The organism is Vibrio sp. 10N.222.55.C7 (genome assembly GCF_041473335.1).
Taxonomy (GTDB): Bacteria; Pseudomonadota; Gammaproteobacteria; order Enterobacterales; family Vibrionaceae; genus Vibrio; species Vibrio crassostreae_C.
Genome location: NZ_JBFRSC010000049.1, coordinates 1 through 23169, shown reverse-complemented (window position 1 = coordinate 23169; position 23169 = coordinate 1). Strand labels below are relative to the sequence as shown.

Below are 23169 nucleotides of genomic sequence, written 5' to 3'. Positions count from 1 at the left end.
GGTTTAAGAGATGCGCAGCTCGTCACTTTTTGTAGGTAAAATATGAAATTCGAACAGTGCTAATTTAGCTTCGCTATCGAATCACGTAACACCAAACTACCAGTGGTATTGATGGTGGTCGCTTGCTCTGTTTCACCGACAATTTGCAAGATCGCCTTTTGCGTCATTTGCTCTAATGGCACACTCACAGACGTTAAGCTTGGCGTTAAAAACGCCCCCACTTTGCTGTTATCAAAGCCGACGATCGAAACATCTTGAGGCAATGAGTACCCAAGTTCGGTTAACGCCTTAATCGCACCAATCGCCATATCATCGTTTTCAGACAAGATAGCAGTGAATGTGGTTCTGCTTTTTGCCAAAGCCTGAGCCGCGTGATAACCGCTCTCCATCGTCCAATCACCTTGAACAACGTTGGACTCATCCAATGCAACACCATGTTTAGTTAACACATCTTGATAGGCTTGGTAACGCAGCTCATCGGTCGAAGAACCGGCTTTACCACGAATCACTGCAATGTCTGTATGGCCTTGCTCGATGATGTGTTCAACCATCAAACAAGCACTCTGATAATGGTCGGTGGTAATAGCATGATTGGGCTTCGACGGCATTTCACGGTTGAGTACCAGAATCGGAGTGTCGGTGCTGTCGATGATCTTTGCAATCTCACATTCGGTTAAGCATTGCGGATAGAGGATGATGCCCGCGCACTTCATATCCAGCAGGAAGTTGATCGCCTTTATTTCGTCTTCAGCGCTGTGTTTGCCATCGGTGATCACCAGTTGGTGATTCGACTTTTCGCTATAAGAAGCCGCGTGATACATCAAGGAAGAGAAGTAAGGGCCATCGAACAACTCATTGGTAATTACAAAGCCGATGAAATTGGTCTTCTTGGTCGCCAATTGCTGAGCCAACAAGTTCGGTCGATAACCTGTTTCTTGAATCGCATCAAATACCTTTTTCACCACATCTGGGCGCACGATGTTCTTGCCATTTAAGACACGAGAAACGGTCGATTTAGATACGCCTGCGCGGTTTGCGACATCAAGCATGGTTACCATTCGCTTCTTTTCCTTTATAAAAAATTAGCCGACATAGGCCGACTAATTCATTGCAAAATGACAGCTCACAGTTCACATAACTGCGCTGGGGAATGCATTCTAAATAGTGGCACCGTTAGATGCAATCACACCTTTATACCACTCGAAAGACTTCTTGCGCTTGCGTTCTAGTGAGCCAGATTGATCGTTGTGCTTATCTACGTAAATGAATCCGTAGCGTTTTTTCATCTCGCCCGTGGTGAACGAAACTAAGTCGATACAGCCCCAAGGGGTGTAACCCATCAAATCAACACCATCAATCGCAACGGCTTTTTTCATCTCTTTGATGTGGTCGCCAAGGTAAGCGATACGGTAGTCGTCATTAATGCTGCCATCTTCTTCAATGGTATCAACAGCGCCAAAACCGTTCTCAACGATGAACAATGGCACTTCATAACGTTCATACAGAGACGCTAAACAGAAACGCAAACCGGTTGGGTCAATTGGCCAGCCCCAATCGCTAGACTGGATAAACGGGTTATCGACCGAGTTTTCATGACCGCCGTCCATCGCTTCTTCAGTCGATTGGTGAGAAGAAGAATCCAAGGTATTAGACATGTAGTAGCTAAAGCCTAAGTAATCAGCCTTGCCTTCTTTTAGGATCTGCTCATCTTCGGGCTGCATCTCAATATTGAAGCCTTTGATTGCCCAGTCATGCTTAGCGTAATTTGGGTAATGACCACGCACCATTACATCCGAGAAGAAATAACGGTCACGCATCGCTTGCTGTGCCACCATGATGTCTTCTGGCTTTGAAGAACGAGGATAGAAAGGCACCATCGCACACATTGCGCCAATTTGAAGATTTGGATTGATCTCGTGACCTTTCTTAACCACCAACGCACTCGCAACAAACTGGTGGTGAACCGCTTGATACATGGCTTCTTGCGGCTTTTCACATTGCGGGAACTTCACGCCAGAGCACAACCAACCGAAGATGTCTGCCGAGGTGTTCATCTGGTTGTTGATCTCGTTAAACGTCATCCAGTATTTCACTTTGTGCTGGTAACGCTCCATCACCGTAGTTGAGTACTTAACGAAGAAGACGATCACTTTACGGTTCACCCAGCCACCATATTCGTTAGCTAGATGGTAAGGCATTTCAAAGTGGCTCAGTGTTACCACAGGCTGAATGTCGTATTTCAACAGCTCGTCAAACAGATCATCGTAAAACGCTAATCCCGCTTCACACGGTTCAGCTTCATCGCCATTTGGGAAGATACGCGTCCACGCGATACTGGTACGGAAACACTTAAAGCCCATCTCAGCGAATAACTTAATGTCTTCTTTGTAGCGATGGTAGAAATCCACTGCGACTTGGTTAGGATAGTTTTCGCCATCAATCACGCCATCGGTGATTCGACGTTGTACACCATGAGCGCCCGCTGTTAATACATCAACAACACTGACACCTTTACCATTCGCATCCCAGCCGCCTTCTAGTTGATGCGCTGCTACTGCACCGCCCCATAAAAAATCGTTCGAAAATTCGTTGTTCATACCATTACTCACTACAAGTTATTCGTGAAAAAGATCAGAATTTGAGCTGCAATTACAACTCTGAAATCGATTTCAATAAAAGCAAAGATACAGATTGAAACCGGTTTCAGCAACAGTTAAAAGATCTTTTTTGATCGATCTAAAGACTAATCAACAGTCAGCATTACGATCAATGCTGTTCAAAATACTGATCATGCAGTGATTTGCCGGATAGGTCTTGAGTTCCCGGGTAGAACTGGACGAGTGTCTGATCGGCTAAAGTGAGGTGAATCCAACCCTCTTTGACTTTCAACCAGTTGGTGCCGTTGGTCTCATAGACGGCAGGAAACTTGCCCCAGCCAGACTCTGATACCTGCAGCTCTTGAAATAGGTTAATCGGGGCTAGCTTATTGCTGTCGAAGTTTGCGTCGGCATAGACAGATAAAGGCTCGATGGCATCGTTTGGCTTAAACGTATAACAGCTCACAGAGGCTGAAGTGCGATCAAACCACTGGTAAGGTTGTGCACCGATTAAATCGTAGACCGTGCAATCATTGAATTGAATCGCCCACTCTTGGTGAGCTTTAAAACCGAGGTAACCTATGGGTTGTGATGGTTCAGGCTTTGAGTCCGCCTCCTGCTCATACACCGGTTCTGAGGTAGCACATCCCATAAGCCCAAGACTAAAAAGGAAAGTCACAGCAAGCTTCATCATTGTCATACCTCAGTTCCGTTAGTAGATGAGTAACTCAATTAAGTCTCTACATTAAACGGTAAGTTCCAAACGATTACCATCCGGATCGAGTACACAGCTCTCATAATAGCCATCGCCTGTTCTTCTTGGGCCATCTAAGCGCTCATAGCCGTCTTCGACCAAGTGTTGAGTCAGTTGATCGACCGCCTGTTCCGAACCTAATGATATCGCCATGTGAATGAAGCCTGTGAACTGGTCATAGATGTCGTCTTTCGATTCAGGGACAGAGTCCATTTCCATAATCTCTAAACGACTTCCCGTATCAAACGAGAGGAAGTATGAAGAAAACCCTTTAGTTGGGTTGTGATATTTTGAGTTCAATGTCGCGCCGAAATAATCTTCATAAAATCGCTTCAGTACTTCGAGTTGTTTGGTCCAAATTGCGATGTGTTCAATCTTCATTTTGTTTGCCTAAGTTTGATGTCTAACGCTAGATTACTCATCAAATAAGGAACAATAAACAGAACGAAATTCATCGAAATTGTTCCTGATTAACGGGCTCGATTTTATGTCCATAACTGCACAGTATTGGCATCTATGTTTGTGTAATAGTTATCTTTCCTCCATAGTCAGGTTTTACACAATCTGAGATTCAAACTGTGAGCTTTTTAAAACTGATACTACTTGCGGCTATATGGGGAGGCTCGTTTCTTTTCATGAGAATGGCCGCCAATCCATTAGGGCCCGCAGTCTTAATTGAAGCGCGAGTTCTGTTTGCGGCACTTACTCTGCTTTTAGTTTCTTTCTATTTAAAAAAGAAGCTCTCTTTTCATGATCACGCAAAACACTTCTTCATTCTCGGCCTGTTTAACACCACACTTCCTTTTTTGCTTTTCGCTTATGCCGCGCAGACACTTAACGCCTCGACACTCGCCATCTTGAACTCTACCGCGCCAATATGGGCGGCAATCATTGGTGCAATATGGACCAAAACAGCACTCGAGGCGAAAGTTCTATTGGGACTTGGGATTGGGGTAACAGGAGTTGGCGTGTTAGTCGGTTGGGATGCGATGAACATTGGCCGTGAGGCTATGCTTCCTATCTTTGCAGCAGTGATGGCGGCCTTTAGCTACGGAATAGCGTCAAACTATACCAAACAAGCCCCTAAAGTTGAGGCATTCAACAATGCTCATGGCAGCATGTGGACTGCGGTATTGCTGGTTTTGCCGTTTGTATTCTTTATTCCGATGAGAGAAACACCCGACGTTACGATCACTACATCGGTTGTCTTATTAGGCGCGGTATGTACTGGGTTAGCGTATCTACTTTACTTCAATCTCGTCTCTGAACTCGGCGCACCTTCAGCCCTGTCCGTGACCTTCATCATTCCGGTATTTGGTATTCTATGGGGTAACTTATTCTTAGATGAAGCAATTGGCATCAATACGATTGTTGGTTCAATTCTGGTTATCACCGGCACCATGTTGGTGACAGGAATGACGCCTTCTAAGATGATAGAGAGCGCCAAACAGAAACGAGCAGCAAGAGCGGCTCGTTAATCAGCCATATATTGCTGAATCTTGTTTCTCAGCCACTGATGAGCAGGGTTCAAATCGGTTCTTTTATGCCAAATCATGTATTGCTGCATAGGTAAGATTTCAAACGGCTGATCAAGGACTTGAAGCTGGAAGGATTCGGAAAATTGATTGGCAAAATCACGCGATGTACTGCCGACACAATCTGAGCCCGATACCAGCACACACATGGTCATCAGCGAGTCACACTCGGCACTCACTTTTCTCTGTTTCAGTGGCGACTTGGTAAAATAATCTGCCGTGTATAAACGGGTTCGACGCATTCTAAAAGTAACATGCTTTTCGTTGTAATATTGCTCTTGCGTCACAGAGCCATTGATTCTCGGATGCCCCTTTCGAGCTATCAGCACCAACTCATCTTCAATCATCGGCTGCTTCATGTAGCCGTTAACTTGCGGGTAATGGATATCAATCGCTAAATCAGCTTGTTGCATGCTCAAGCCTTGCAATAATTCTTCTTCGTTGTTCGGCACCATATTGAATTCAATCGAGATATTGCCCAACGTCTCATCTTGCTCGACGAGAGGTTGAAGCTTGGTTAATCCAATCTCATTCACCAGGATACGAAACACATGATGCTGCTGATTATCAAATGTCTTTAAAGTGCTTACTGCGCTGCTTATCCCTTCTAGAGCAGGCTCTACTCGGTCTGCCAATTGCACCGCAGCGTTAGTCGGAATAATCCCACGCCCTTCACGAATAAACAGGTCGGTATCAAGCTGAGATTGCAATCGCTTCAATGCCCCACTAACCCCAGGCTGAGTCATACCAAGCGATTCTGATGCAAGCGTGATCGACTTTAATCGATACACTTCTAAGAACACGCTCAATAGATTTAAATCCAACTTTTCCACGTCGCTCACCGTTACTCTCCCTGTCAATGTGGTCTTAATCAATCATAGGTCAGGATTCGTCTTCGTCGCCCAACCATCGCATGATTCAATACATAGCCAATCGTGATGTATTAAATAAAGCTTACTTTATTTTTTGCTATATGTCTTATTCCTATAATCGCCTCAACGAAACAAAATTCTGAAATGAAGAGGCTCTTATGACAACTTCTCGCACGTTCAAAAATGCATCACTGTTCCTGGCTATCTCGCTCGCATTCCCGGCAATTGCAGCTAACCATGACCACGCACACTTCAGCGAAATTGGCGACCAAGGTGGCAAAAGCGCAACCGAGATGACGACCAAAGCAAACCAAGAGTTCGCAAAAACACTTAACTTTGCCGACACTCGCGCTTTCGACAATAACAACAAAGGTCTAATTGCTAGCTTTGATCAAGAGACGGGCGACATCATTCGCAATAGCTTTAACTTTATCGACCCAAGTGTGACGAATGCAGACCAAGCACCAGATTCAGTAAACCCTTCACTGTGGCGCCAAGCGGTATTGAACCAAGCAGCAGAAGGCTTATATGAAGTTGTTCCGGGTAAAGTTTACCAAGTTCGAGGCGCGGATTTAGCGTCTATCTCTTTCATTCGTAGTGACAACGGTTGGATCGCTTACGACGTTCTTCTTACCAAAGAAGCGGCCGCTAAATCACTCAAATTCTTCAAGAGCAATGTGCCTGATGGCGGCGAACTGCCCGTCGTTGCTATGATTTACTCTCACTCGCACGCTGATCACTTTGGTGGCGCAAGAGCAATCAAAGACGCATACCCAGATGTAAAAGTGTACGGTTCGAAAAACATTACTAAAGAAATCGTCGACGAAAACGTATTGGCGGGTAATGCAATGTCTCGTCGTACCGCATATCAATATGGCGCTACCCTGAACCGACACGAACACGGTATTGTGGATGCGGCACTGTCGAAAGGCCTATCAACCGGTAGCATTACTTACGTACTGCCAGACTACGAGCTGAACCATAACGAAGAGATTGAAACTCTGGTTATTGACGGCCTAGAAATGCAATTCATGGATGCTTCAGGTACCGAAGCGGCCTCTGAAATGGTGACGTATATTCCAAGCATGAAAGCACTTTGGACTGGCGAGCTGACTTACCAAGGCATGCATAACCTGTACACGCTGCGTGGCGCTAAAGTACGTGACGGCTTGAAATGGTCTAAGAAGATCAACGAGATGTTAGTCACTTGGGGTGAAGATACTGAGGTGCTGTTTGCGTCTCACTCATCGCCAATCTGGGGCGAACAAGAGATCTCTGATTACCTAAAAATGCAGCGTGACGCTTACGGTTTTACTCATAACCAAACGCTTCGCTTAGCCAATAACGGTGTGGTTCTACAAGACATCGGGGACGAGATTTACAAGGTCATGCCAGACAGCATTCAACAGTCTTGGCACACCAACGGTTACCACGGTACTTACTCTCACAACGCCCGCGCGGTGTACAACATGTATCTTGGTTACTTCGACATGAACCCAGCTAACCTAAATCCACTACCAATCAAGCCAGAGTCAGTGAAGTTTGTTGAATACATGGGCGGCAGCGACGCTGTGATTGAAAAAGCGCAGCAAGACTTCCAAGAAGGTGAATATCGCTTCGTTGCAACAGCACTGAATAAGGTGATTCAAGCAGAACCAGAGAACAAAGTTGCACGTGGCTTATTGGCAGATACATACGAGCAGTTGGGTTATCAATCAGAAGGTGCAGGTTGGAGAAACATCTACCTAACCGGCGCTCAAGAGCTTCGTATTGGCACACAACCGGGCGCACCGAAAACTGCATCTCCGGATGTGTTAGCGAACATGACGATTGAAAACCTACTCGATTACTTAGCCGTAAAAGTGGATTCGCTAAAAGCACAAGAAACACCATTTACATTGAATATTCAGTTGCCTGATGTAAAAGAGTTCTACTACGTTGAGATGTCTAACGGCAACCTGAACAACATCCAAGTATCAGAGCTGCAAGATGCGGATACGACACTGATCATCAATAAGTCTGACGTGTCTGACATCGTGCTTAAGAAAACAAGCCTTGGAAAACTGTTAGAAGACAGACAAGCAGGCGTGAAAGGTGATAAGACATCACTTAACAAACTGCTGTCTTCACTGACAGAAGCTGACACCTCTTTTGAGATTGTACCGCGCCCAAAAAAAGGCGAAGAAGTTGATGCAGAGCTATACCAAGATTCAGCGGTACACGCTCATTAAACGCCGGAAACACTAAGTAAAAACAACAGCAGTTAGCTAGAAAAAACGTTCTATAAAGAACATAAAACAAGCCCCTACCTTTTGGTCGGGGCTTTCTTATTTGTTCTCAATAAGTGCTTCTTGAACGCTACTGCGTTTGCTCTATTACTGAGACTGAGAGCTTAATAAAACTGATAATTTGTTGAAGCTGATAGATTACTGAGTTTGCCCGTTTACGTCGCAATCCCAATAAGAAGGTGAACCATAATATTGAACAAAGTAATCGATAAATACGCGCACCTTTGGTGCAAGTAACTGAGCACTCGGGTATACCGCCCAGATAGCCGCCTCATCCTTTAAAGGGTAATCCGGCAACACCTCAACCAGCGAACCTTCCGCGAGCTGCTTGTCTGCTATCCAACTCGCGCACATGGCAATGCCCAAGCCATCGACACATACATCCCTTACCGCTTCACCGTGATCGACGCGGATAGCACCTAGGCTCTCTTCGAGTTTTCCGATATGAATACTGGCTACCGGAGGTGACAACCCAAGCTCTTGTCCTGCTTGACCTATATTGTGCGTAGACGCGAGTCGCACAAACAATTTTAGATGTTCAATGTTCATCAATAATGGCTAGCCTGCGCTGAGTACACGCTGCTTATTGGCCGCAGCGGCACGGGGAATAATGTGAGTTTTAATATAGGCATTAAGCTTAAACCATGCAAAAGCGCCCGCTAAAACATTGGTGACTGTCGCAGCAATAACCGCATTGACCATGTCTCCGGTTATCGAGCCGATCCATAAAGCGGGAATGTAGAAAACAAACAAGCGTAGGAAAGAGACATTCAAAGCTTTACGCGGCACACCCAAGGCATTAAAGACCGACGCAACCAACATGCAAAGCCCAAGCGGCCCATAGCTGAACGGTATAAATAACAAGGTCACTTCAAACCAGCTGCGTATGCTTTGTTCTTCCGAGATAACAGGAATAATCCAGCCACTAAACAGCGCCAACAATGTTGCCATCACGGTGTGGAAAACCAATAAGAACTTCGCTGTTGTATTCAATAGCTCAGGGATTTTGCATCGCTGCTGCGCCCCTAGGTAACGACCAATCATAGGCGGGATAGACATCGTCAGAGCAAGAGAAAACACCAGCATAAAACTTTCAACACGGGCGAGTAAGCTCCAAAAAGCCATCTCATCGGTTCCGATTCTCGCAATCAATAGCATTGAGAAGAACGCGCTGACCGCAGGTAATATCTGATTCGCAGTGGTTGGCATTACCGTCTTGAATAACTCAAAACTGTAGCCTTTGATTCGGTTACTGCACGCGCCATTGAAGCCAAACCAACCTTTGCCGCGAGACTTGATTAGCATGTAGATTGCGCCGAAAGCGTAGCCAATGCTCGATGCGATCGCCGCCCCTGCGATGCCCATATCCAATCCAAAGATCAGAATAGGGTCGAGAATTAGGTTAATCACGCTAGCAGCCAAGAACATGCTTCCGGTTGTTTTGGTATCGCCATTGGCACGATAAACGCAGGTGGCCAGATAAAGCACCGCCACCATCAATGCACTGAACAACCACAGTGGCCAGTACACATTAAAAATAGACAGCATGGATTGGTATTGAGCGTCAGAGACATCATTCACAAACGACGCAAAAACAGAATCGCTAAAAACAATCAGCCCTATGCAGATCAAAGCAATCACCAACACTCCAAATCCAACCGACAGCGTCGCAATTGAAGTAGATTTACGTTGTTCTTTTGCCCCTACCGCTTGAGAAATAATGGACGTTGCCGCCACACCGATGCCCACTTGAACCCCGGTAAACGCTGCTTGAAATGGCAAGGTGATACCGTGAACCGCCAATTCATTCACCCCTAGCTGACCAATAAAGATCGAATCGACCAATTGAACCATCATGATCGCAAACACACCCAGCGTCAGTGGCAGCGTTTTCTCAATAATGGTTTTCAAAGTCGCGGATCTCATCTGCATAAGTCGGTTCACTCTTGTCTGTACCTTGGGGCTAATTACCTAGTTGAGCAGTATACGAAGCTAAATGAAAAGGATAAGAGCACCAAACAAGGAATGAGTTTTTAGATTTCGTTGACAATCGAATCAGCAAGATACCTTCAACGTTAAAATACACAACTAAGGCATTGAATAAATTGAAATTACAAAACTCGCCAACACTCTTAATAATTCGTTAATAGTGTTTCGTTTAATGGTTAATTGTTGGCTCGAACATTCCTCGCTAGCCTGAATTTAGGTCGCATTCACACTGAATAGGCTGAAATGAAATCTCTCAGAAGGAATATGGAAATGGCATATCAAGGTTATACAACGTTTAAAGCTCAAGCCGAGGATGGGATTCTTACCGTCACTTTTGACTTCGGTACTGTGAATGTTCAAGGGCAAGAGACTTTGATGCTGACGAAGCCGAAGCACTCAAAGCGGAAGCTTATTGGTTGTATCAAGCTACGAGCAAAACCCCTGCGGTTAAGCGCTTCCAAATTGCCGATGAGCAAGGCCTAGAGCACGATATGGAAAACCAACGTAACTGGGAAACTCTGGTTATGAACGTTCAAGACATCAAATAACTCGGTCACTTCTCTTAATTTGGGTCAGCCACAAACTGACCCATTGTCTTACTTAATGCTTACACGCCAGCGGTTACCCACCAAGTGTTAAAATGGTCATTATTTACCCCATGGACTCACATTTGAGTCTTCAGCTTGTGAGCCAAATGCAACTATGCGTCATTAATCTTTGTTATAACGTTGTTCAAACTATTTTTTGAAGGACGGAACATGCAAAAAATAATTCTGATCACAGGGGCCACGGATGGCATTGGTTTAGAGACCGCAAAAGCACTAACGCAGCAAGGGCACCATGTTCTGATTCATGGCCGCAACCCAGCTAAGGTCAATAAAGTCGTGACTGCTCTGTCTCGCCTGTCTAAGAATGCAATCATCGAAAGCTACATCGCAGACCTATCGACGCTCTCCGAAGTTGAGGCGCTCGCAACCCAAATCAAAAGCGATCACAAACGACTCGATATACTCATTAACAACGCAGGTGTGTATAAAGTGTCGGACATCACCACTCCAGACAATCTTGATGTGCGTTTTGTCGTAAACACCATTGCGCCGTATCTCCTGACACAAAAGCTGCTTCCTCTTTTTGATGCGACAGGTCGTATCGTCAACCTATCTTCAGCAGCCCAAGCACCCGTAGATTTAGATGCATTAATCAGTCCGAATGCAGGTGAACTGGATGGTCCGGTTTACGCACAAAGTAAGCTCGCGCTAACGATGTGGTCCATCGAATTAGCCAATACTCTTTTAGACAAAGGCACTGCAATTATCCCTGTAAACCCAGCCTCTTTCCTTGGCAGTAAATTAGTAAAAGATGCTTATGGCGTTGATGGTAACGACCTTGCTATAGGGGCCGATATTCTTTGTCGTGCTGCGCTCAGTGATGAGTTTGCCAACGCTTCTGGTCAATATTTTGATAATGATTCAGGGTTGTTCAAAGACCCGCACGCCGACGCATTAGACAACACTAAGAACCACAAGCTGGTGACAGTGCTTGATCAATTGCTCGAAGAAAAGTTGTGCGTTGCGCACTGATCATTCATCAGTAAAAAACGACCACTAACACTCCCCGCCCCCACACACAATCCAAGCCGCAGTTCTATCCATACAGACAAAGAACTGCGCGCTCTTTCGATTATTAAAATTTCTTTAATACTGATTCCCCGCTTTGCCCAATTATCACCCAATATGCAAATTGCTAAACTTGCCCTCGTCGAAACAACACAGGCTACGGCCGAGGAGCATTTATGCGTTTTGAAGGTAAAGTTTATCGTCCTTGGATGGAAGCAGAGAGCGTACTCATCCAGACAACATTGGGGTGCAGTAATAACCAATGTACCTTCTGCACGATGTTTGATGATAAGCGTTTCAAAGTAAGAGATATCAACGACATCTTTGAAGATATTGATGCAGCGAGAAAAATCTACCCGCATGTTGAATCTATCTTTTTGGTCGATGGGAACGTAATGGCGATTAGAACCGAGATGCTGATTTCGATTCTGGATTACATCAAGACCACCTTCCCAGAGATCAAGAACATTTCTCTGTATTCAGGGTTCAATGACTTCCGTCGTAAGAGCTTGTCTGAATTAAAAGAGATTAAGTCGGCAGGTTTAAGCATGGCCTATTCAGGCTTGGAGTCTGGTGACCCAATTGTGCTTGAACGCATTCAAAAGCGCATGACGCGTGAGCATGCAATTGAAGGTATGAACCTAGCCCGTGAAGCAGACATCAAGGTGCTGGCTTCTTTCATCTTTGGCCTTGGCGGCAAAGAACGTTCTGTAGAGCATGCGATTAATACCACCAGCTTGCTGAACATCATGCAGCCAGATGCGATTGCACCAATGGCTTTAGCCGTTCAACCGGGGTCGGTGTTGGAAAAAGAAGTAAATCGTGGCGAGTTTGTTTTACCAACGCCATTGCAGGTTCTGGAAGAAGAAAAATACTTACTCGAAAACCTAGAAGATTTCGATTGCTACTACTGGGGCGACCACGGCAATAACATCTCACCAATGCGTGGCATGTTGCCTCAGGCTCGCAAGCCGTTTCTTGATAAGATCAATCAAGACATCGCTCACAACCCAATCACTAAGCAAAACGTCATTAAAACCTTTGCTTGGTAACGAGTAACCTCTACATCGTGTGAAGCAGCCACAAAAAGGGCCAGTATCAGCTGGCCCTTTCATTTTCTAGTTATGTCGCTCTCTATCGAACTACCTGGAGCCGACCGCTCGGACTAATTCTGCGATTCCATCCCAATCACCCTTGTCCATTTTGTCTGTCGGTACCATCCAAGTTCCACCGCAGGCAACGACTGATTTCAGTGCTAAGTAAGACTCAACGTTCGCTGGGCTTACACCGCCTGTCGGCATAAAGTTAACCGGGTAAACAGCCGTCAACGCTTTCAACATTGCGACACCGCCAGATGGCTCGGCAGGGAAGAACTTTAGTGTCTTAAGCCCCATTTCCATTGCTTGTTCAACCAAGCTTGGGTTACTCACTCCAGGAACAATCGTAACCCCTCTTTGCTGACAGTATTTGACTGTGGCTGGATTCAAACCTGGGCTGACAATGAAATCAACACCCGCATTAATGGCAGTATCCACCTGCTCTGTAGTCAGCACAGTACCTGCTCCAATCAGTAACTCAGGGTAAGCTTCACGCATCAAACGAATCGACTCTGCTGCCGCTTCTGTACGAAATGTCACTTCAGCACAAGGCAAGCCATTTTCAACCAGTACTTTCGCAAGCGGCACAGCCTGAGCAACGTCATTAATGGCGATCACCGGAACGATGCGAATATCTCTGAGTCGCTGTTCAATTGTTTTCATTGTTCATTTCTCTCATTATCAAACAGACAAATTAAGCCAAGTCGCTGCCGTTGCTTGCGATCACTTTTTTGTACCAGTGGAATGACTTTTTAGGAATACGATTTAACGTACCATTGCCTAGGTTGTCTCTGTCCACGTAGATAAACCCATAGCGCTTGCTCATCTCTCCGGTCGACGCCGCAACAAGATCGATACAACCCCAAGGTGTGTAACCCATCAATGGTACACCGTCTTCCATTGCTTCATGCATCGCAACAATGTGCTGACGAAGGTAATCAATGCGGTAATCATCTTTCACTTCTCCATTGTCATCCAAGGTATCACGAGCACCTAAGCCATTTTCTACCAAGAAAAGTGGTTTCTGGTAACGGTCATAGAGTGTGTTCATCGTAATTCGAAGACCTGTAGGGTCAATGACCCAGCCCCAATCACTTGCTGGAAGATGAGGGTTTTTGATGGACTTAACGACGTTCGCTGCACTCGTATTTCCTGCATTCATATCAGCGGAAGCACAGCGTGAAGCGTAATAACTGAAAGAAATGAAATCGACAGTATTTTTCAGAATCTCGAAATCTTCTTCTTGTGTTTCAAGCACCACACCTTTGTTATCAAACACTTTTTGAGCATAAGATGGGTAGTAACCACGCGATTGAACATCGATAAAGAACAGGTTCTCGCGGTCTTTTTCCATAGCCATCAGCACATCTTCTGGCTTACATGAATATGGATAGAAGTTACCGCCCGCCAGCATACAACCCACTTGGTTTTGCTCATCAACTTCATGGGCAATCTTGGTTACCAAAGCGCTTGCTACTAGCTCATGGTGAGCTGCTTGGTACTTCACTTGATCGTGATTTTCGCCTTCCTGAAACAACAATCCAGCACCAGAAAACGGGCTCGCTAGTAAAATATTGATTTCGTTGAAAGTTAACCAGTATTTCACCAAGCCTTTGTAGTTTTCGAAACAGGTTCTCGCATAACGGCTAAAGAACTCAATCATCTTACGATTACGCCACGAACCATACTCGTTGACCAAGTGCATAGGCACATCGAAATGGCACAAGGTAACGAGCGGCTCAATACCGTATTTCTTACACTCTTCAAAAACATCACGGTAAAAATCTAAGCCAGCTTGGTTCGGCTCTTGCTCGTCACCTTTTGGAAAGATTCGGCTCCAAGCGATGGATACGCGGAAGACTTTAAATCCCATCTCTGCCAGCAAGGCGATGTCTTCTTTGTAACGGTGATAAAAGTCTATCGCGTTATGGCTTGGGTAGAACTCGTCTTCGCTGAGCGTCACCTTATCAACCTGACCAAGCTTAATTGGCATGCGGTTCTCACCATAAGGGATCATATCTACGGTTGTTAGGCCTTTACCACCCGCTAAGTGAGCGCCTTCAGACTGGTTTGCAGCAATAGCGCCGCCCCATAAAAAATCTTCGGGAAATTGAATGTTTGACATCGAATACCTCGGAAACAATAAAAGTCACCTTACGCTGAAGTAAGGTGACTGAATAAATTAATCAATTCTAATTAAGACGCGGACACTACTGTCGGCTTGTCTTCTGCCTTACCAGCTTCTTTGTTTGCTGACTCTGAAGTTGCTTTCTCATCGGCATCATCTTCTGGAACATCTTCAAAGCCTAAAACTAGGGTTAGAACAAATGACAGAACAATAGACAATGCGATCAGACCGAACACCCAAACGATACTCATTGGGTCATTCACATCGAAGAACTGAACACTCGTAAACAAGCTTGGTGCTGCCATCGAGTGACTCGCAAGGCCACCCATGCCCGCTAATGCACCTACGATAAAACCAGTAATCATTGTTGCGATAAGTGGACGTTTCAGACGAACAAGCACGCCGTACAATGCAGGCTCAGAGATACCGGCGAAGATAGCTGAAGCACCTGCGGCTAATGATGTCTGCTTTAGTGCGCTGTTTTTGGTTTTGTAAGCAACAGCCAGACACGCACCACCCATACCGAGGTTGGCACCGATTTCTGAAGGCATAACCATACCTTCACGACCCGTCTCAGCAATGGTTTGAATAATCGTTGGAGTAAATACACGGTGCATACCAGTAAGAACAAGTAGAGGCCACAGTGCGCCCATGATAGCAACCGACAACCAACCTAATGTGTCATGAATTGTGTAAACAAGCGCTGAAAGTGCAGTACCAACCCAAATACCAAATGGACCGATAAGTACGATAGCAACCGGAGCTGCAATCAATACGATAAGCATAGGTTTCAGGAAGTTTTTAGTCACAGCAGGGGTAATGCTATCTACCCAACGTTCTATGTAAGAAAGAGCCCAAGTCATCACAAGTACAGGAATAACCGTGTAGGTGTATTTCACTGACGTGATTGGGATACCGAAGAAATCAACGTGCTTGCCTTCTGCTGCTTGCGCCATCAATTCCATAAAGTTCGGGTGGATTAAGACACCGGCAATCGCAATGGAAAGAGACATATTGGTCTTGAATTTGATCGATGCGGAAGCGGCAACCATAACCGGTAGGAAGAAGAAGGCGCCATCGCCAATCGCTTTCAAGATAATCAAGGTAGGTGCATTTGGCTCAACCCAGCCCAGCATCTCAAGTACCATGGCGAGCAGTTTGACCATTGAAGCGCCAATGATTGCTGGGATAAGAGGCGACATGGTACCAACCAGTGCGTCCAACATTTTCGCACCAATTGACTTAGCCGTTAGCTTCTCTTTTTTAGCAGGAACCTCTGACTCAGATACAGTGGATAGCTCACAAAGCGCCATCACTTCTTTGTATGCATACGATACCTCGTTACCAATGATAACTTGTACTTTGTCTCCATTATCAACAACACCCATCACACCTTTCAGTGCTTTTAGCTTGTTAATATCGACGCCATCTTGGCTGTGTAAAACGAATCGTAGTCGAGTCATACAGTGTGTTAGGGCAGCCACATTTGTCTTGCCCCCAAGATGCTCAACAACAGATTTCGCAATTGCGCGGTAATCGTTGGCCATTTTATCCCCCAAAGATCTCTTTCCAGTGATTTTTAAACGCGAATATAGTGAGATGTGACTAATTTTCCGTCAATAGGATGCAAAAACAATCACAATTGTTGTGAATTGTTGTTTTGTGTCCTTCATCACACTTCCTTAAGTTACCGGTAACATGTTACCGGTAACGCTTATAAGATAAAGCCATATTTACAAGCGATGTTCAAAATTGAGATCACGCGCAAATTTGTTAAGAGGATTGAGTTATGGCTGGTAGTAGTGTCATCGTCATGGGTGTCAGTGCTTGTGGGAAAAGCACGATAGGCGAGCAGTTGGCAAAAAAACTTGGGCGTAAGTTCATTGATGGTGACGACCTTCATCCTCGAGCAAACATTCAAAAAATGGCGTCAGGCCAACCTCTTAATGATGATGATCGCATTCCATGGCTGGAACGCGTTCGTGATGCAGCGTACAGCCTAGAAAGTAAAAATGAGCACGGCATTATTGTGTGTTCTGCGTTGAAGAAGAAGTACCGCGACCAAATTCGCGAAGGGAACAAAAACCTCACCTTTCTCTTTTTAGATGGCAACATTGACCTGATCTTGCATCGAATGCGTCAGCGCCAAGGCCACTTCATGAAAGAGAACATGATTAAAAGCCAGTTCGAAACATTAGAAAGACCCGATCACGAGCCAGATACGGTTGTCATCAGCATTGATGGCGATATTGATGACGTTGTGGACTGTGCTGCGATTGTGCTTTCAATGACTGATGAGGCAGAAACAGCATGACCCTTCCAACCATCCAAGCGGTGACTCAACGATTAATTGAACGAAGCAAAGAGACTCATGAAGCGTTTCTAAACCGAACCCAACACCAAGCCTCTGCTGGCAAAGGTGGTAAAGGGCTTTCTTGCGGCAACTTGGCTCATGCTGTCGCAGCTTCTTCCTCCGATGAGAAACGCTCGATTCTTGATCTCACTAAATCCAATGTGGCGTTAATCAGCTCTTACAACGATATGTTAAGCGCTCACCAGCCGTATCAACACTATCCAGATCAGATCAAAAAGGCGTTAGCTAAGTTCGGCCACACCTCTCAAGTAGCAGGCTGTGTTCCTGCGATGTGCGACGGGGTAACTCAAGGGCAACCAGGCATGGATATGTCTTTGTTTTCAAGGGACTTGATTGCTCAATCGACCGCTCTTTCACTGAGTCACAACGTGTTTGATTCAACCCTATTACTTGGTATTTGCGACAAGATAGCTCCAGGACAACTGATGGGCGCGCTCTCTTTTGCACATCTACCCACCGCTTTTGTTCCGGCGGGCTTGATGGCAACGGGCATCAGCAATGATGAGAAAGTACATATTCGCCAAGAATACGCGGCTGGTAAGGTAGGAAAAAGTGCCTTACTGGATATGGAGTGCAACGCTTATCACTCAGCGGGCACCTGCACTTTTTACGGCACAGCCAATACCAATCAGCTGGTATTTGAAGCGATGGGGCTGATGCTTCCGGGCTCAGCGTTTATTCATCCTGACTCTAAATTGCGCGCATCACTCACTCAGCATGCCGCCATTGAAATTGCTTCAATGACACCACAAGCCGCAAACTTCCGCCCGCTTTCTGAAGTCTTTACCGCTAAAAGCTTAATCAATGGCATTGTTGCCCTACTCGCATCAGGTGGCAGCACTAACCACAGCATTCACATGGTCGCAGTAGCACGCGCAGCAGGATTTATTCTGACTTGGCAAGACATCAGCGATCTATCCGATGTGGTGCCTTTACTTGCTCGAGTTTATCCCAACGGCCCAGCAGATATGAATGCGTTCCAAGCGGCAGGAGGAGTTCCCGCGCTGTTACGCCGTTTAGATCAAGCCAACTTACTGCACCGAGATGTCACACCTACCTTTGGCTCGTTTGAAGATCAAATGAGTATTCCAGAACTTGAAAATGGAAAGCTAACGTGGAAAAAGTGCAAACAGTCGGCAGATGCAGAGGTAATTGCAGGCCAAGAACAGGTATTCCAAAGCACAGGCGGAACGCGAGTCCTTTCAGGGAACCTTGGCAACGCAGTGATTAAAGTGTCAGCGGTTGCAGAAGAGCGACGTGTAATAGAAGCACCTGCGGTAGTTTTTGATTGCCAACATAAGGTAGAAGCTGCGTATCAACGAGGTGAGCTCAACAAAGATTGCATTGTTGTGGTGATAAATAATGGACCAGCTGCGAACGGTATGCCTGAACTGCATAAGCTCATGCCGATTCTAGGTAATGTTCAGAAACAAGGGTTTAAAGTGGCTCTGGTTACTGATGGGCGCCTTTCTGGAGCCTCAGGAAAGATCCCATCCGCGATTCATGTCTCACCAGAGGCTATTCGAGGAGGAACTATTGGGCTTGTTTGCGAAGGCGATATCCTGCGCTTAGATTGCGCGAGTGGCGAACTCAATAACCTCAACGACATGCAATCTCGCCAAGCGAAGGTATTTGAGGCGGACGCCAACCAGCAAACCATGGGGCGCAACCTATTTAGCGTGATGCGCCAAAGCGTTTCGAGTGCAGAACAAGGGGCGAGTTTTATCGTCTAGCTGTGTCATTACTTAAATGTAAAAGCAAAAGGGGCATCATTTCGATGCCCCTTTCAGTTTCCACGATACTTGGTTAAACGCTTTCGCCATCAGTGATGCGATAGCCCATATCCACTACCGTTTCCGTAACTGGCTCACCTTTCAATCGGGCAAGCAGTAGCTCGGCACTTTTCTTACCTATTTCATAACGTGGCGTATCCACGCTAGTCAGTTTTGGGCGTATGGTTTGACCAATATCTAACGCGTTATAGCCCACCACAGATAGCTGTTGCGGCACTTGGATTCCACGTTGCTGGGCAATGAGCAAGGTACCTATCGCGATGTCATCATTGGTGCAGAACACGCCATCTAGATCTGGGTAATCCGCAAGAGCGCGATCAAGCAGATCTTCAGCCAAAGAGAAGTTAGAGTGCTGTTCAGTCAACACGTGTTTAGGCTCTAATCCAGCCTCATACATCGCTTTGTCATAGCCTTGCAAACGCAACTTGGTTCGCGCATCCAATCGAGCGCCAAAGTAAGCAATAGAGCGTTTACCAGCTTCAATCATTCGCTTCACGACATGGTAAGAAGCATCAATATGGTCCAAGCCAACAACCATATCGATCGGATTGGTTGGGAGTTCCATCGTTTCAACAACAGAAACACCTGAATTCTTGATCATCTGTAACGTGCGGGGGGTGTGGTGGCTTTCCGTCAATATCAACCCATCAACTTGATACGAAAGCAGCGAAGCAATCTTTTCCTCTTCTTCCACAGCATCATAGCTAAAGTGAGCAAGCAACGTCTCGTAGCCATTCTCTTTAGTAACCGTTTCGATACCTTGAACAAACGCGGCAAAGATTTGGTTTGATAACGAAGGGAGCAAGATACCGATCGCTTTACTCGACGATTTAGAGAGCATAGCTGGCGCTTTGTTTTCGATGTATCCCATCTCTTCAATAACCGCTGCAATTTTAACGCGAGTTTTGGCTGCGACTGAATCGGGATTGCGCATGTAACGAGAGACGGTCATCTTTGTGACCCCCACTTTGTCTGCAACATCTTGAAGTGTGGTTCGAGTTTTCTTCTGCTGTTCTGTCATAACTATTTGAACTCTTTATTATGTTACAAGTAACATTATAAAGTTCTCACCGCCTTAAGTTCAACCCATTCGTTCTCATCGACACATAGTATTGAAATCGTTCTACCATCGGCAAATTAGTTTGGCGTTAACGAAAGGTTGGTATCACGCATGCTTGATGAAAGCTTGGCTTAACTGCCGAAAGAGTGAGTCTACGTTGGGTAGAGTTGTCAGATGTGCGGACAACGGAGTATGAACTTGCGCGTCCACCACGGTTGGATTGCCACAAACTTGATTATAAAAATTTACGGGTGCAACGATGTTCTCTAGGTCGACATCCAACAAGATACAAGCTTGCGAAAGTACGATTTGGCCGCCCCCTTGTTTAAGCAAAACACGCTGCGCCGTGCCCACTATTTTTTGTTTATTGATATTGAGGTTGTAGTCACCATCACAATAAGAACCGGGAGTCGCGTGTACATCCACATCGATGCCCAGTTCTTTAAAAAACAGGGTTAAGACATTGCACAGATGTAGATACGCTTTTTGGATGTTGTAGGCTTCATCACGAGGCCAATGGTAAATGTGCGATAAGTTAATGATCCCCGGCAGTTGGGGAACGGGAGCGCCGCCTGTTTTACGTGAGGTGAGTTGCCAACCTTGTGCCGCGAGTTGTTTTCTAGACTCTACGGTCACTGGCCACTTCTTACCTGCGGGCAAAACGAGTGTCGGCGTTTTTGCTTGCCACAGCATTAAGGCTTGTCCAATCTCACCCGCCTGAATTTGCTGCAATAATTCAGCTTCTTTTTCAAACGCACGATCAACATCAATGTGCGGGTAACGTACGAGTTTATTGGTTAACTTCAATGCACTTTCCTCTACAGATTGTGGTGACCTATCATTTAACGTTCTGCAATGGTTGATGAGATATGGGACTATGTGCGATGAAACATAGCACCAAAAGTTAGTTATTGGCGCCATAGTAGCTTGTCAGTTGCCCATCTCAAAGGTGAGTGCTAACATTTGTACACACACCAATAAAGGAATATATCATGGACACTAGAATTCAATTTCGTGTTGATGAAGAAACAAAACGCCTAGCTCAACAGATGGCTGAGAGCCAAGGTCGCACACTGAGTGGTGCTTGCCGTGAGCTTACTGAGCAACTCGCTGAGCAACAAAGACAGACATTATCTCACGATGCATGGCTAACTGAACAAGTAAACCTAGCATTTGAGAAGTTTGACTCAGGAGAATCCGTTTTCGTTGAACACCAAACTGCTAAATCTCGAATGGAAGAACGCAAAGCCAGAATACGTAATCGAGGTAAGCAATGATTTTATGGGAAGAAGAATCACTCAATGATCGTGAAAGGATCTTTGAGTTTATCTATGACTTCAACCCTGATGCGGCAGAAAACGCTGACAACCTCATTGAAACAAAAGTAGAAAACTTGCTTGAGCAGCCTCTAATGGGTGTACAGAGAGACGGCATTCGTGGGCGATTACTTATAATTCCTGAGATTTCAATGATCGTCTCCTATTGGATCGAAGGCGACATTATCCGAATTTTGCGCGTACTCCACCAGAAACAAAAGTTCCCAATGGATTGATTACTTCCTCTGGGCAACTAGCCCAATTAAGGGGTGAACAACGCCTCCACCCAACCTAAAGCATTGTGCCATAAACACTTAACTTGAAGTAGGAGCAAAAGTGCCAAGCGTTGTGAATCCCTCTTAAATTGCTTGTTATAACACAATTGCTACACGTCACTTTCCGTTAGTATCTGACGACAATTTCGTACTGTAAGGACGCGAATTTCATGGCTGAGGCTATATATGATTCGATAGTGACCAAACAAAATTTCACGGTAATTGGTATGAGGCAGCTCAGGAACCATTCGCCCCATGTCAGGCATACTTGAGAGTAAATCAGTTTTATCAAAAACCTCATTAACCCAGTTTTCTGCCGCCACTGGATTATCCAGTGAAATAAACTCGGCTGCATCACCTAACTTTTGTAATGCTAGTGGTGACCAGACTACTTTCATTTCTTAATGCGCCCCAATACTTGAGCACGAGCGTCTTCATTGGAAACACCTAAACCTGAAGCTAATTGTGCTTCAGCAGTACGCATTTCTTCCAGTAACTCGATCTTCTCTTGCATTGCTTCATATTCTGCAACATCAAGGACAACCGCAACACCCTTACCACGTTGTGTGATAACTAGTGGTCTGCGAGTTTCGTTAATCTGTTTAATAAATGACGTCACGCCAGCACGAAATTCAGACAAAGGCTGAATATCTTGATCAAAATGGATGCGGCTCATGTTGAACTCCCTATGGTACAATTTAATGTACAAATAATAGTTCAAATAGCAATTTTGAGCAATAGCCTGATTTTGTGTTATAGCCCTGTTAAGGTGTGAGCAACGCAATACCGATGCTACCGTATACCGCCTTAAACACTGAACGCAACGCATAATAAAAATGCCACGCGTTGCGAATCAGTCTTAAATGCTTGTTAGCTCACATCGTAAAACTGACCTACATATACTACAAATTCTTCCAAATTTAGATCCAATACACCCCAATCTCTATCCTCTACTCTCACATCACTTAACGATGCTATTTGTCGTATTGAGTTAGTTAAACTGATCCATAACATCGCGTGCTTATATGATATTTGAAATGCGACTGGAACTAGCTGTTCAAAAGTTGGTAATATCGCATGGGCTGACTGAACCAAACAAATTGCTTTCATTTCTCCTAATCGTTTATAGCTAGCATCTTTTTTAAATCGGTCAAATTGTTTTAGGTGCTCATCGATATTTTTACAATGAATCGCATGTTTACTCCAGTGAAAAACAATACTGAAGTCTCTTCGATCAAGAAAAAATGCCTCAAGCATGAACGAAGCCGCTACGCGGCAGAGTAAAACGAGTGCAAACCATACTCTTGTAACACCATCACCCTGATGGTCGTTCACAGGAGTAACCCCATGAAACCCGATGACTTAAAACGTTACAACACCCTTTATGAACAACACCTTACCAACCTAAAGCTGCAAGGTAAACGACCCGCGACCATTGATGCCTATTCCCGTGCAGTTCGTCGGATCACCGCTCA

The 23169-nt window shown here is 45.3% G+C and carries 23 protein-coding genes and 2 pseudogenes; 10 read left to right on the top strand and 15 right to left on the bottom strand.

All coding sequences use genetic code 11. The features are described from left to right. Positions 1–59: 59 nt before the first annotated feature. The 4 genes from AB4482_RS16830 to AB4482_RS16815 form a co-directional block, all read right to left on the bottom strand. On the bottom strand, positions 60–1058 hold the full coding sequence (locus AB4482_RS16830; protein WP_372181254.1) for a LacI family DNA-binding transcriptional regulator: 999 nt from the start codon (positions 1056–1058) through the stop codon (positions 60–62). Positions 1059–1157: 99 nt separating this feature from the next. Further along, on the bottom strand, positions 1158–2597 hold the full coding sequence (locus tag AB4482_RS16825; protein WP_372181252.1) for a 6-phospho-beta-glucosidase: 1440 nt from the start codon (positions 2595–2597) through the stop codon (positions 1158–1160). Between the two features lie 169 nt (positions 2598–2766). Next, a complete protein-coding gene (locus tag AB4482_RS16820; RefSeq protein WP_136977973.1) occupies positions 2767–3291 on the bottom strand; it encodes a hypothetical protein in 525 nt (174 codons plus the stop codon). 51 nt (positions 3292–3342) lie between these two features. Beyond that, positions 3343–3732 (bottom strand): VOC family protein, encoded by a 390-nt coding sequence (locus AB4482_RS16815; protein ID WP_017064032.1) that lies wholly within the window; start codon positions 3730–3732, stop codon positions 3343–3345. Positions 3733–3929: 197 nt separating this feature from the next. On the opposite strand from AB4482_RS16815, the gene AB4482_RS16810 reads away from it, so the two are divergent. Continuing rightward, positions 3930–4829, top strand: coding sequence for a DMT family transporter (locus AB4482_RS16810; RefSeq protein ID WP_372116725.1), 900 nt, complete (start codon positions 3930–3932; stop codon positions 4827–4829). Here the strand turns inward: AB4482_RS16810 and AB4482_RS16805 are convergent. Beyond that, positions 4826–5728 carry a LysR family transcriptional regulator gene (locus AB4482_RS16805; RefSeq protein ID WP_017059462.1) on the bottom strand — a complete coding sequence of 301 codons (903 nt, stop codon included), beginning with the start codon at positions 5726–5728 and terminating at the stop codon, positions 4826–4828. The two genes, AB4482_RS16810 and AB4482_RS16805, sit on opposite strands and share 4 nt — an antisense overlap. A 188-nt stretch (positions 5729–5916) precedes the next feature. Between AB4482_RS16805 and AB4482_RS16800 the strand changes: the two genes are divergently transcribed. After that, complete coding sequence (locus AB4482_RS16800) at positions 5917–7989, top strand: alkyl/aryl-sulfatase (protein ID WP_372181250.1); 2073 nt, start codon at positions 5917–5919, stop codon at positions 7987–7989. A 195-nt stretch (positions 7990–8184) separates the two neighbouring features. On the opposite strand, the gene AB4482_RS16795 is transcribed toward AB4482_RS16800, so the two are convergent. Both AB4482_RS16795 and AB4482_RS16790 read right to left on the bottom strand, forming a co-directional pair. Next, a complete protein-coding gene (locus AB4482_RS16795) occupies positions 8185–8595 on the bottom strand; it encodes a LysR family transcriptional regulator (protein WP_372181249.1) in 411 nt (136 codons plus the stop codon). Between the two features lie 9 nt (positions 8596–8604). After that, a complete protein-coding gene (locus AB4482_RS16790; protein ID WP_372181248.1) occupies positions 8605–9978 on the bottom strand; it encodes an MATE family efflux transporter in 1374 nt (457 codons plus the stop codon). Positions 9979–10424: 446 nt separating this feature from the next. Between AB4482_RS16790 and AB4482_RS16785 the strand changes: the two are divergent. The 3 genes and pseudogenes from AB4482_RS16785 to AB4482_RS16775 form a co-directional block, all read left to right on the top strand. Next, positions 10425–10583 (top strand): annotated as a pseudogene (locus AB4482_RS16785) (enoyl-CoA hydratase/isomerase family protein); the annotation flags it as partial. Positions 10584–10793: 210 nt separating this feature from the next. Next, on the top strand, positions 10794–11615 hold the full coding sequence (locus AB4482_RS16780; protein WP_017067571.1) for an SDR family NAD(P)-dependent oxidoreductase: 822 nt from the start codon (positions 10794–10796) through the stop codon (positions 11613–11615). A 212-nt stretch (positions 11616–11827) separates the two neighbouring features. Then, positions 11828–12703: a radical SAM protein gene (locus AB4482_RS16775; protein WP_372181247.1), complete on the top strand. Its 876-nt coding sequence runs from the start codon at positions 11828–11830 to the stop codon at positions 12701–12703. A gap of 90 nt (positions 12704–12793) precedes the next feature. On the opposite strand, the gene AB4482_RS16770 is transcribed toward AB4482_RS16775, so the two are convergent. From AB4482_RS16770 to ascF, 3 genes are all read right to left on the bottom strand, one after another. Beyond that, entirely contained in the window at positions 12794–13411 is a 618-nt protein-coding gene (locus AB4482_RS16770) for a bifunctional 4-hydroxy-2-oxoglutarate aldolase/2-dehydro-3-deoxy-phosphogluconate aldolase (protein WP_372181246.1), read from the bottom strand. Positions 13412–13442: 31 nt separating this feature from the next. Further along, positions 13443–14873, bottom strand: a complete 1431-nt coding sequence (gene ascB, locus AB4482_RS16765) for a 6-phospho-beta-glucosidase (RefSeq protein WP_372181244.1) — start codon at positions 14871–14873, stop codon at positions 13443–13445. Between the two features lie 71 nt (positions 14874–14944). Beyond that, on the bottom strand, positions 14945–16423 hold the full coding sequence (gene ascF, locus AB4482_RS16760; protein ID WP_017064040.1) for a PTS cellobiose/arbutin/salicin transporter subunit IIBC: 1479 nt from the start codon (positions 16421–16423) through the stop codon (positions 14945–14947). 242 nt (positions 16424–16665) lie between these two features. Between ascF and AB4482_RS16755 the strand changes: the two genes are divergently transcribed. Together AB4482_RS16755 and edd are read left to right on the top strand one after the other, a co-directional pair. Next, positions 16666–17190: a gluconokinase gene (locus AB4482_RS16755; protein WP_017059452.1), complete on the top strand. Its 525-nt coding sequence runs from the start codon at positions 16666–16668 to the stop codon at positions 17188–17190. Beyond that, the gene (edd, locus tag AB4482_RS16750; protein WP_372181242.1) at positions 17187–18983 is read left to right on the top strand and encodes a phosphogluconate dehydratase; all 1797 of its coding nucleotides are present in this window, start codon (positions 17187–17189) and stop codon (positions 18981–18983) included. Before AB4482_RS16755 ends, edd begins: the two co-directional genes overlap by 4 nt. 73 nt (positions 18984–19056) lie before the next feature. Here the strand turns inward: edd and AB4482_RS16745 are convergent, their stop codons facing one another. Both AB4482_RS16745 and AB4482_RS16740 read right to left on the bottom strand, forming a co-directional pair. Beyond that, a complete protein-coding gene (locus AB4482_RS16745; protein ID WP_017059450.1) occupies positions 19057–20064 on the bottom strand; it encodes a LacI family DNA-binding transcriptional regulator in 1008 nt (335 codons plus the stop codon). 144 nt (positions 20065–20208) lie between these two features. After that, positions 20209–20910: a biotin/lipoate A/B protein ligase family protein gene (locus tag AB4482_RS16740; RefSeq protein ID WP_372134683.1), complete on the bottom strand. Its 702-nt coding sequence runs from the start codon at positions 20908–20910 to the stop codon at positions 20209–20211. Between the two features lie 185 nt (positions 20911–21095). On the opposite strand from AB4482_RS16740, the gene AB4482_RS16735 reads away from it, so the two are divergent. Together AB4482_RS16735 and AB4482_RS16730 are read left to right on the top strand one after the other, a co-directional pair. Then, entirely contained in the window at positions 21096–21380 is a 285-nt protein-coding gene (locus AB4482_RS16735) for a hypothetical protein (RefSeq protein WP_017059448.1), read from the top strand. Further along, entirely contained in the window at positions 21377–21655 is a 279-nt protein-coding gene (locus AB4482_RS16730; RefSeq protein ID WP_372181240.1) for a type II toxin-antitoxin system RelE/ParE family toxin, read from the top strand. The genes AB4482_RS16735 and AB4482_RS16730 overlap by 4 nt, the downstream gene beginning before the upstream one ends. Positions 21656–21804: 149 nt before the next feature. Here the strand turns inward: AB4482_RS16730 and AB4482_RS16725 are convergent, their stop codons facing one another. The 3 genes from AB4482_RS16725 to AB4482_RS16715 form a co-directional block, all read right to left on the bottom strand. Next, positions 21805–22092, bottom strand: a complete 288-nt coding sequence (locus tag AB4482_RS16725; protein WP_017064044.1) for a type II toxin-antitoxin system RelE/ParE family toxin — start codon at positions 22090–22092, stop codon at positions 21805–21807. Then, positions 22089–22370 carry a type II toxin-antitoxin system Phd/YefM family antitoxin gene (locus AB4482_RS16720; protein ID WP_011080399.1) on the bottom strand — a complete coding sequence of 94 codons (282 nt, stop codon included), beginning with the start codon at positions 22368–22370 and terminating at the stop codon, positions 22089–22091. Before AB4482_RS16720 ends, AB4482_RS16725 begins: the two co-directional genes overlap by 4 nt. 194 nt (positions 22371–22564) lie before the next feature. Further along, a complete protein-coding gene (locus AB4482_RS16715) occupies positions 22565–23029 on the bottom strand; it encodes a hypothetical protein (protein ID WP_372181239.1) in 465 nt (154 codons plus the stop codon). Positions 23030–23041: 12 nt separating this feature from the next. On the opposite strand from AB4482_RS16715, the pseudogene AB4482_RS16710 reads away from it, so the two are divergent. Further along, positions 23042–23169, top strand: a pseudogene (locus AB4482_RS16710) (integrase); the annotation flags it as partial.

Excerpts from the sequence above, each read along its gene's own strand:
- AB4482_RS16770 (WP_372181246.1), bottom strand. The coding sequence starts at position 13,411 with ATGAAAACAATTGAACAGCGACTCAGAGATATTCGCATCGTTCCGGTG.
- AB4482_RS16755 (WP_017059452.1), top strand. The coding sequence starts at position 16,666 with ATGGCTGGTAGTAGTGTCATCGTCATGGGTGTCAGTGCTTGTGGGAAA.
- AB4482_RS16815 (WP_017064032.1), bottom strand. The coding sequence starts at position 3,732 with ATGAAGATTGAACACATCGCAATTTGGACCAAACAACTCGAAGTACTG.
- AB4482_RS16780 (WP_017067571.1), top strand. The coding sequence starts at position 10,794 with ATGCAAAAAATAATTCTGATCACAGGGGCCACGGATGGCATTGGTTTA.
- ascF (WP_017064040.1), bottom strand. The coding sequence starts at position 16,423 with ATGGCCAACGATTACCGCGCAATTGCGAAATCTGTTGTTGAGCATCTT.
- edd (WP_372181242.1), top strand. The coding sequence starts at position 17,187 with ATGACCCTTCCAACCATCCAAGCGGTGACTCAACGATTAATTGAACGA.
- AB4482_RS16725 (WP_017064044.1), bottom strand. The coding sequence starts at position 22,092 with ATGAAAGTAGTCTGGTCACCACTAGCATTACAAAAGTTAGGTGATGCA.
- ascB (WP_372181244.1), bottom strand. The coding sequence starts at position 14,873 with ATGTCAAACATTCAATTTCCCGAAGATTTTTTATGGGGCGGCGCTATT.
- AB4482_RS16790 (WP_372181248.1), bottom strand. The coding sequence starts at position 9,978 with ATGCAGATGAGATCCGCGACTTTGAAAACCATTATTGAGAAAACGCTG.
- AB4482_RS16825 (WP_372181252.1), bottom strand. The coding sequence starts at position 2,597 with ATGAACAACGAATTTTCGAACGATTTTTTATGGGGCGGTGCAGTAGCA.
- AB4482_RS16745 (WP_017059450.1), bottom strand. The coding sequence starts at position 20,064 with ATGACAGAACAGCAGAAGAAAACTCGAACCACACTTCAAGATGTTGCA.
- AB4482_RS16795 (WP_372181249.1), bottom strand. The coding sequence starts at position 8,595 with ATGAACATTGAACATCTAAAATTGTTTGTGCGACTCGCGTCTACGCAC.
- AB4482_RS16830 (WP_372181254.1), bottom strand. The coding sequence starts at position 1,058 with ATGGTAACCATGCTTGATGTCGCAAACCGCGCAGGCGTATCTAAATCG.
- AB4482_RS16775 (WP_372181247.1), top strand. The coding sequence starts at position 11,828 with ATGCGTTTTGAAGGTAAAGTTTATCGTCCTTGGATGGAAGCAGAGAGC.
- AB4482_RS16735 (WP_017059448.1), top strand. The coding sequence starts at position 21,096 with ATGGACACTAGAATTCAATTTCGTGTTGATGAAGAAACAAAACGCCTA.
- AB4482_RS16720 (WP_011080399.1), bottom strand. The coding sequence starts at position 22,370 with ATGAGCCGCATCCATTTTGATCAAGATATTCAGCCTTTGTCTGAATTT.
- AB4482_RS16800 (WP_372181250.1), top strand. The coding sequence starts at position 5,917 with ATGACAACTTCTCGCACGTTCAAAAATGCATCACTGTTCCTGGCTATC.
- AB4482_RS16730 (WP_372181240.1), top strand. The coding sequence starts at position 21,377 with ATGATTTTATGGGAAGAAGAATCACTCAATGATCGTGAAAGGATCTTT.
- AB4482_RS16820 (WP_136977973.1), bottom strand. The coding sequence starts at position 3,291 with ATGATGAAGCTTGCTGTGACTTTCCTTTTTAGTCTTGGGCTTATGGGA.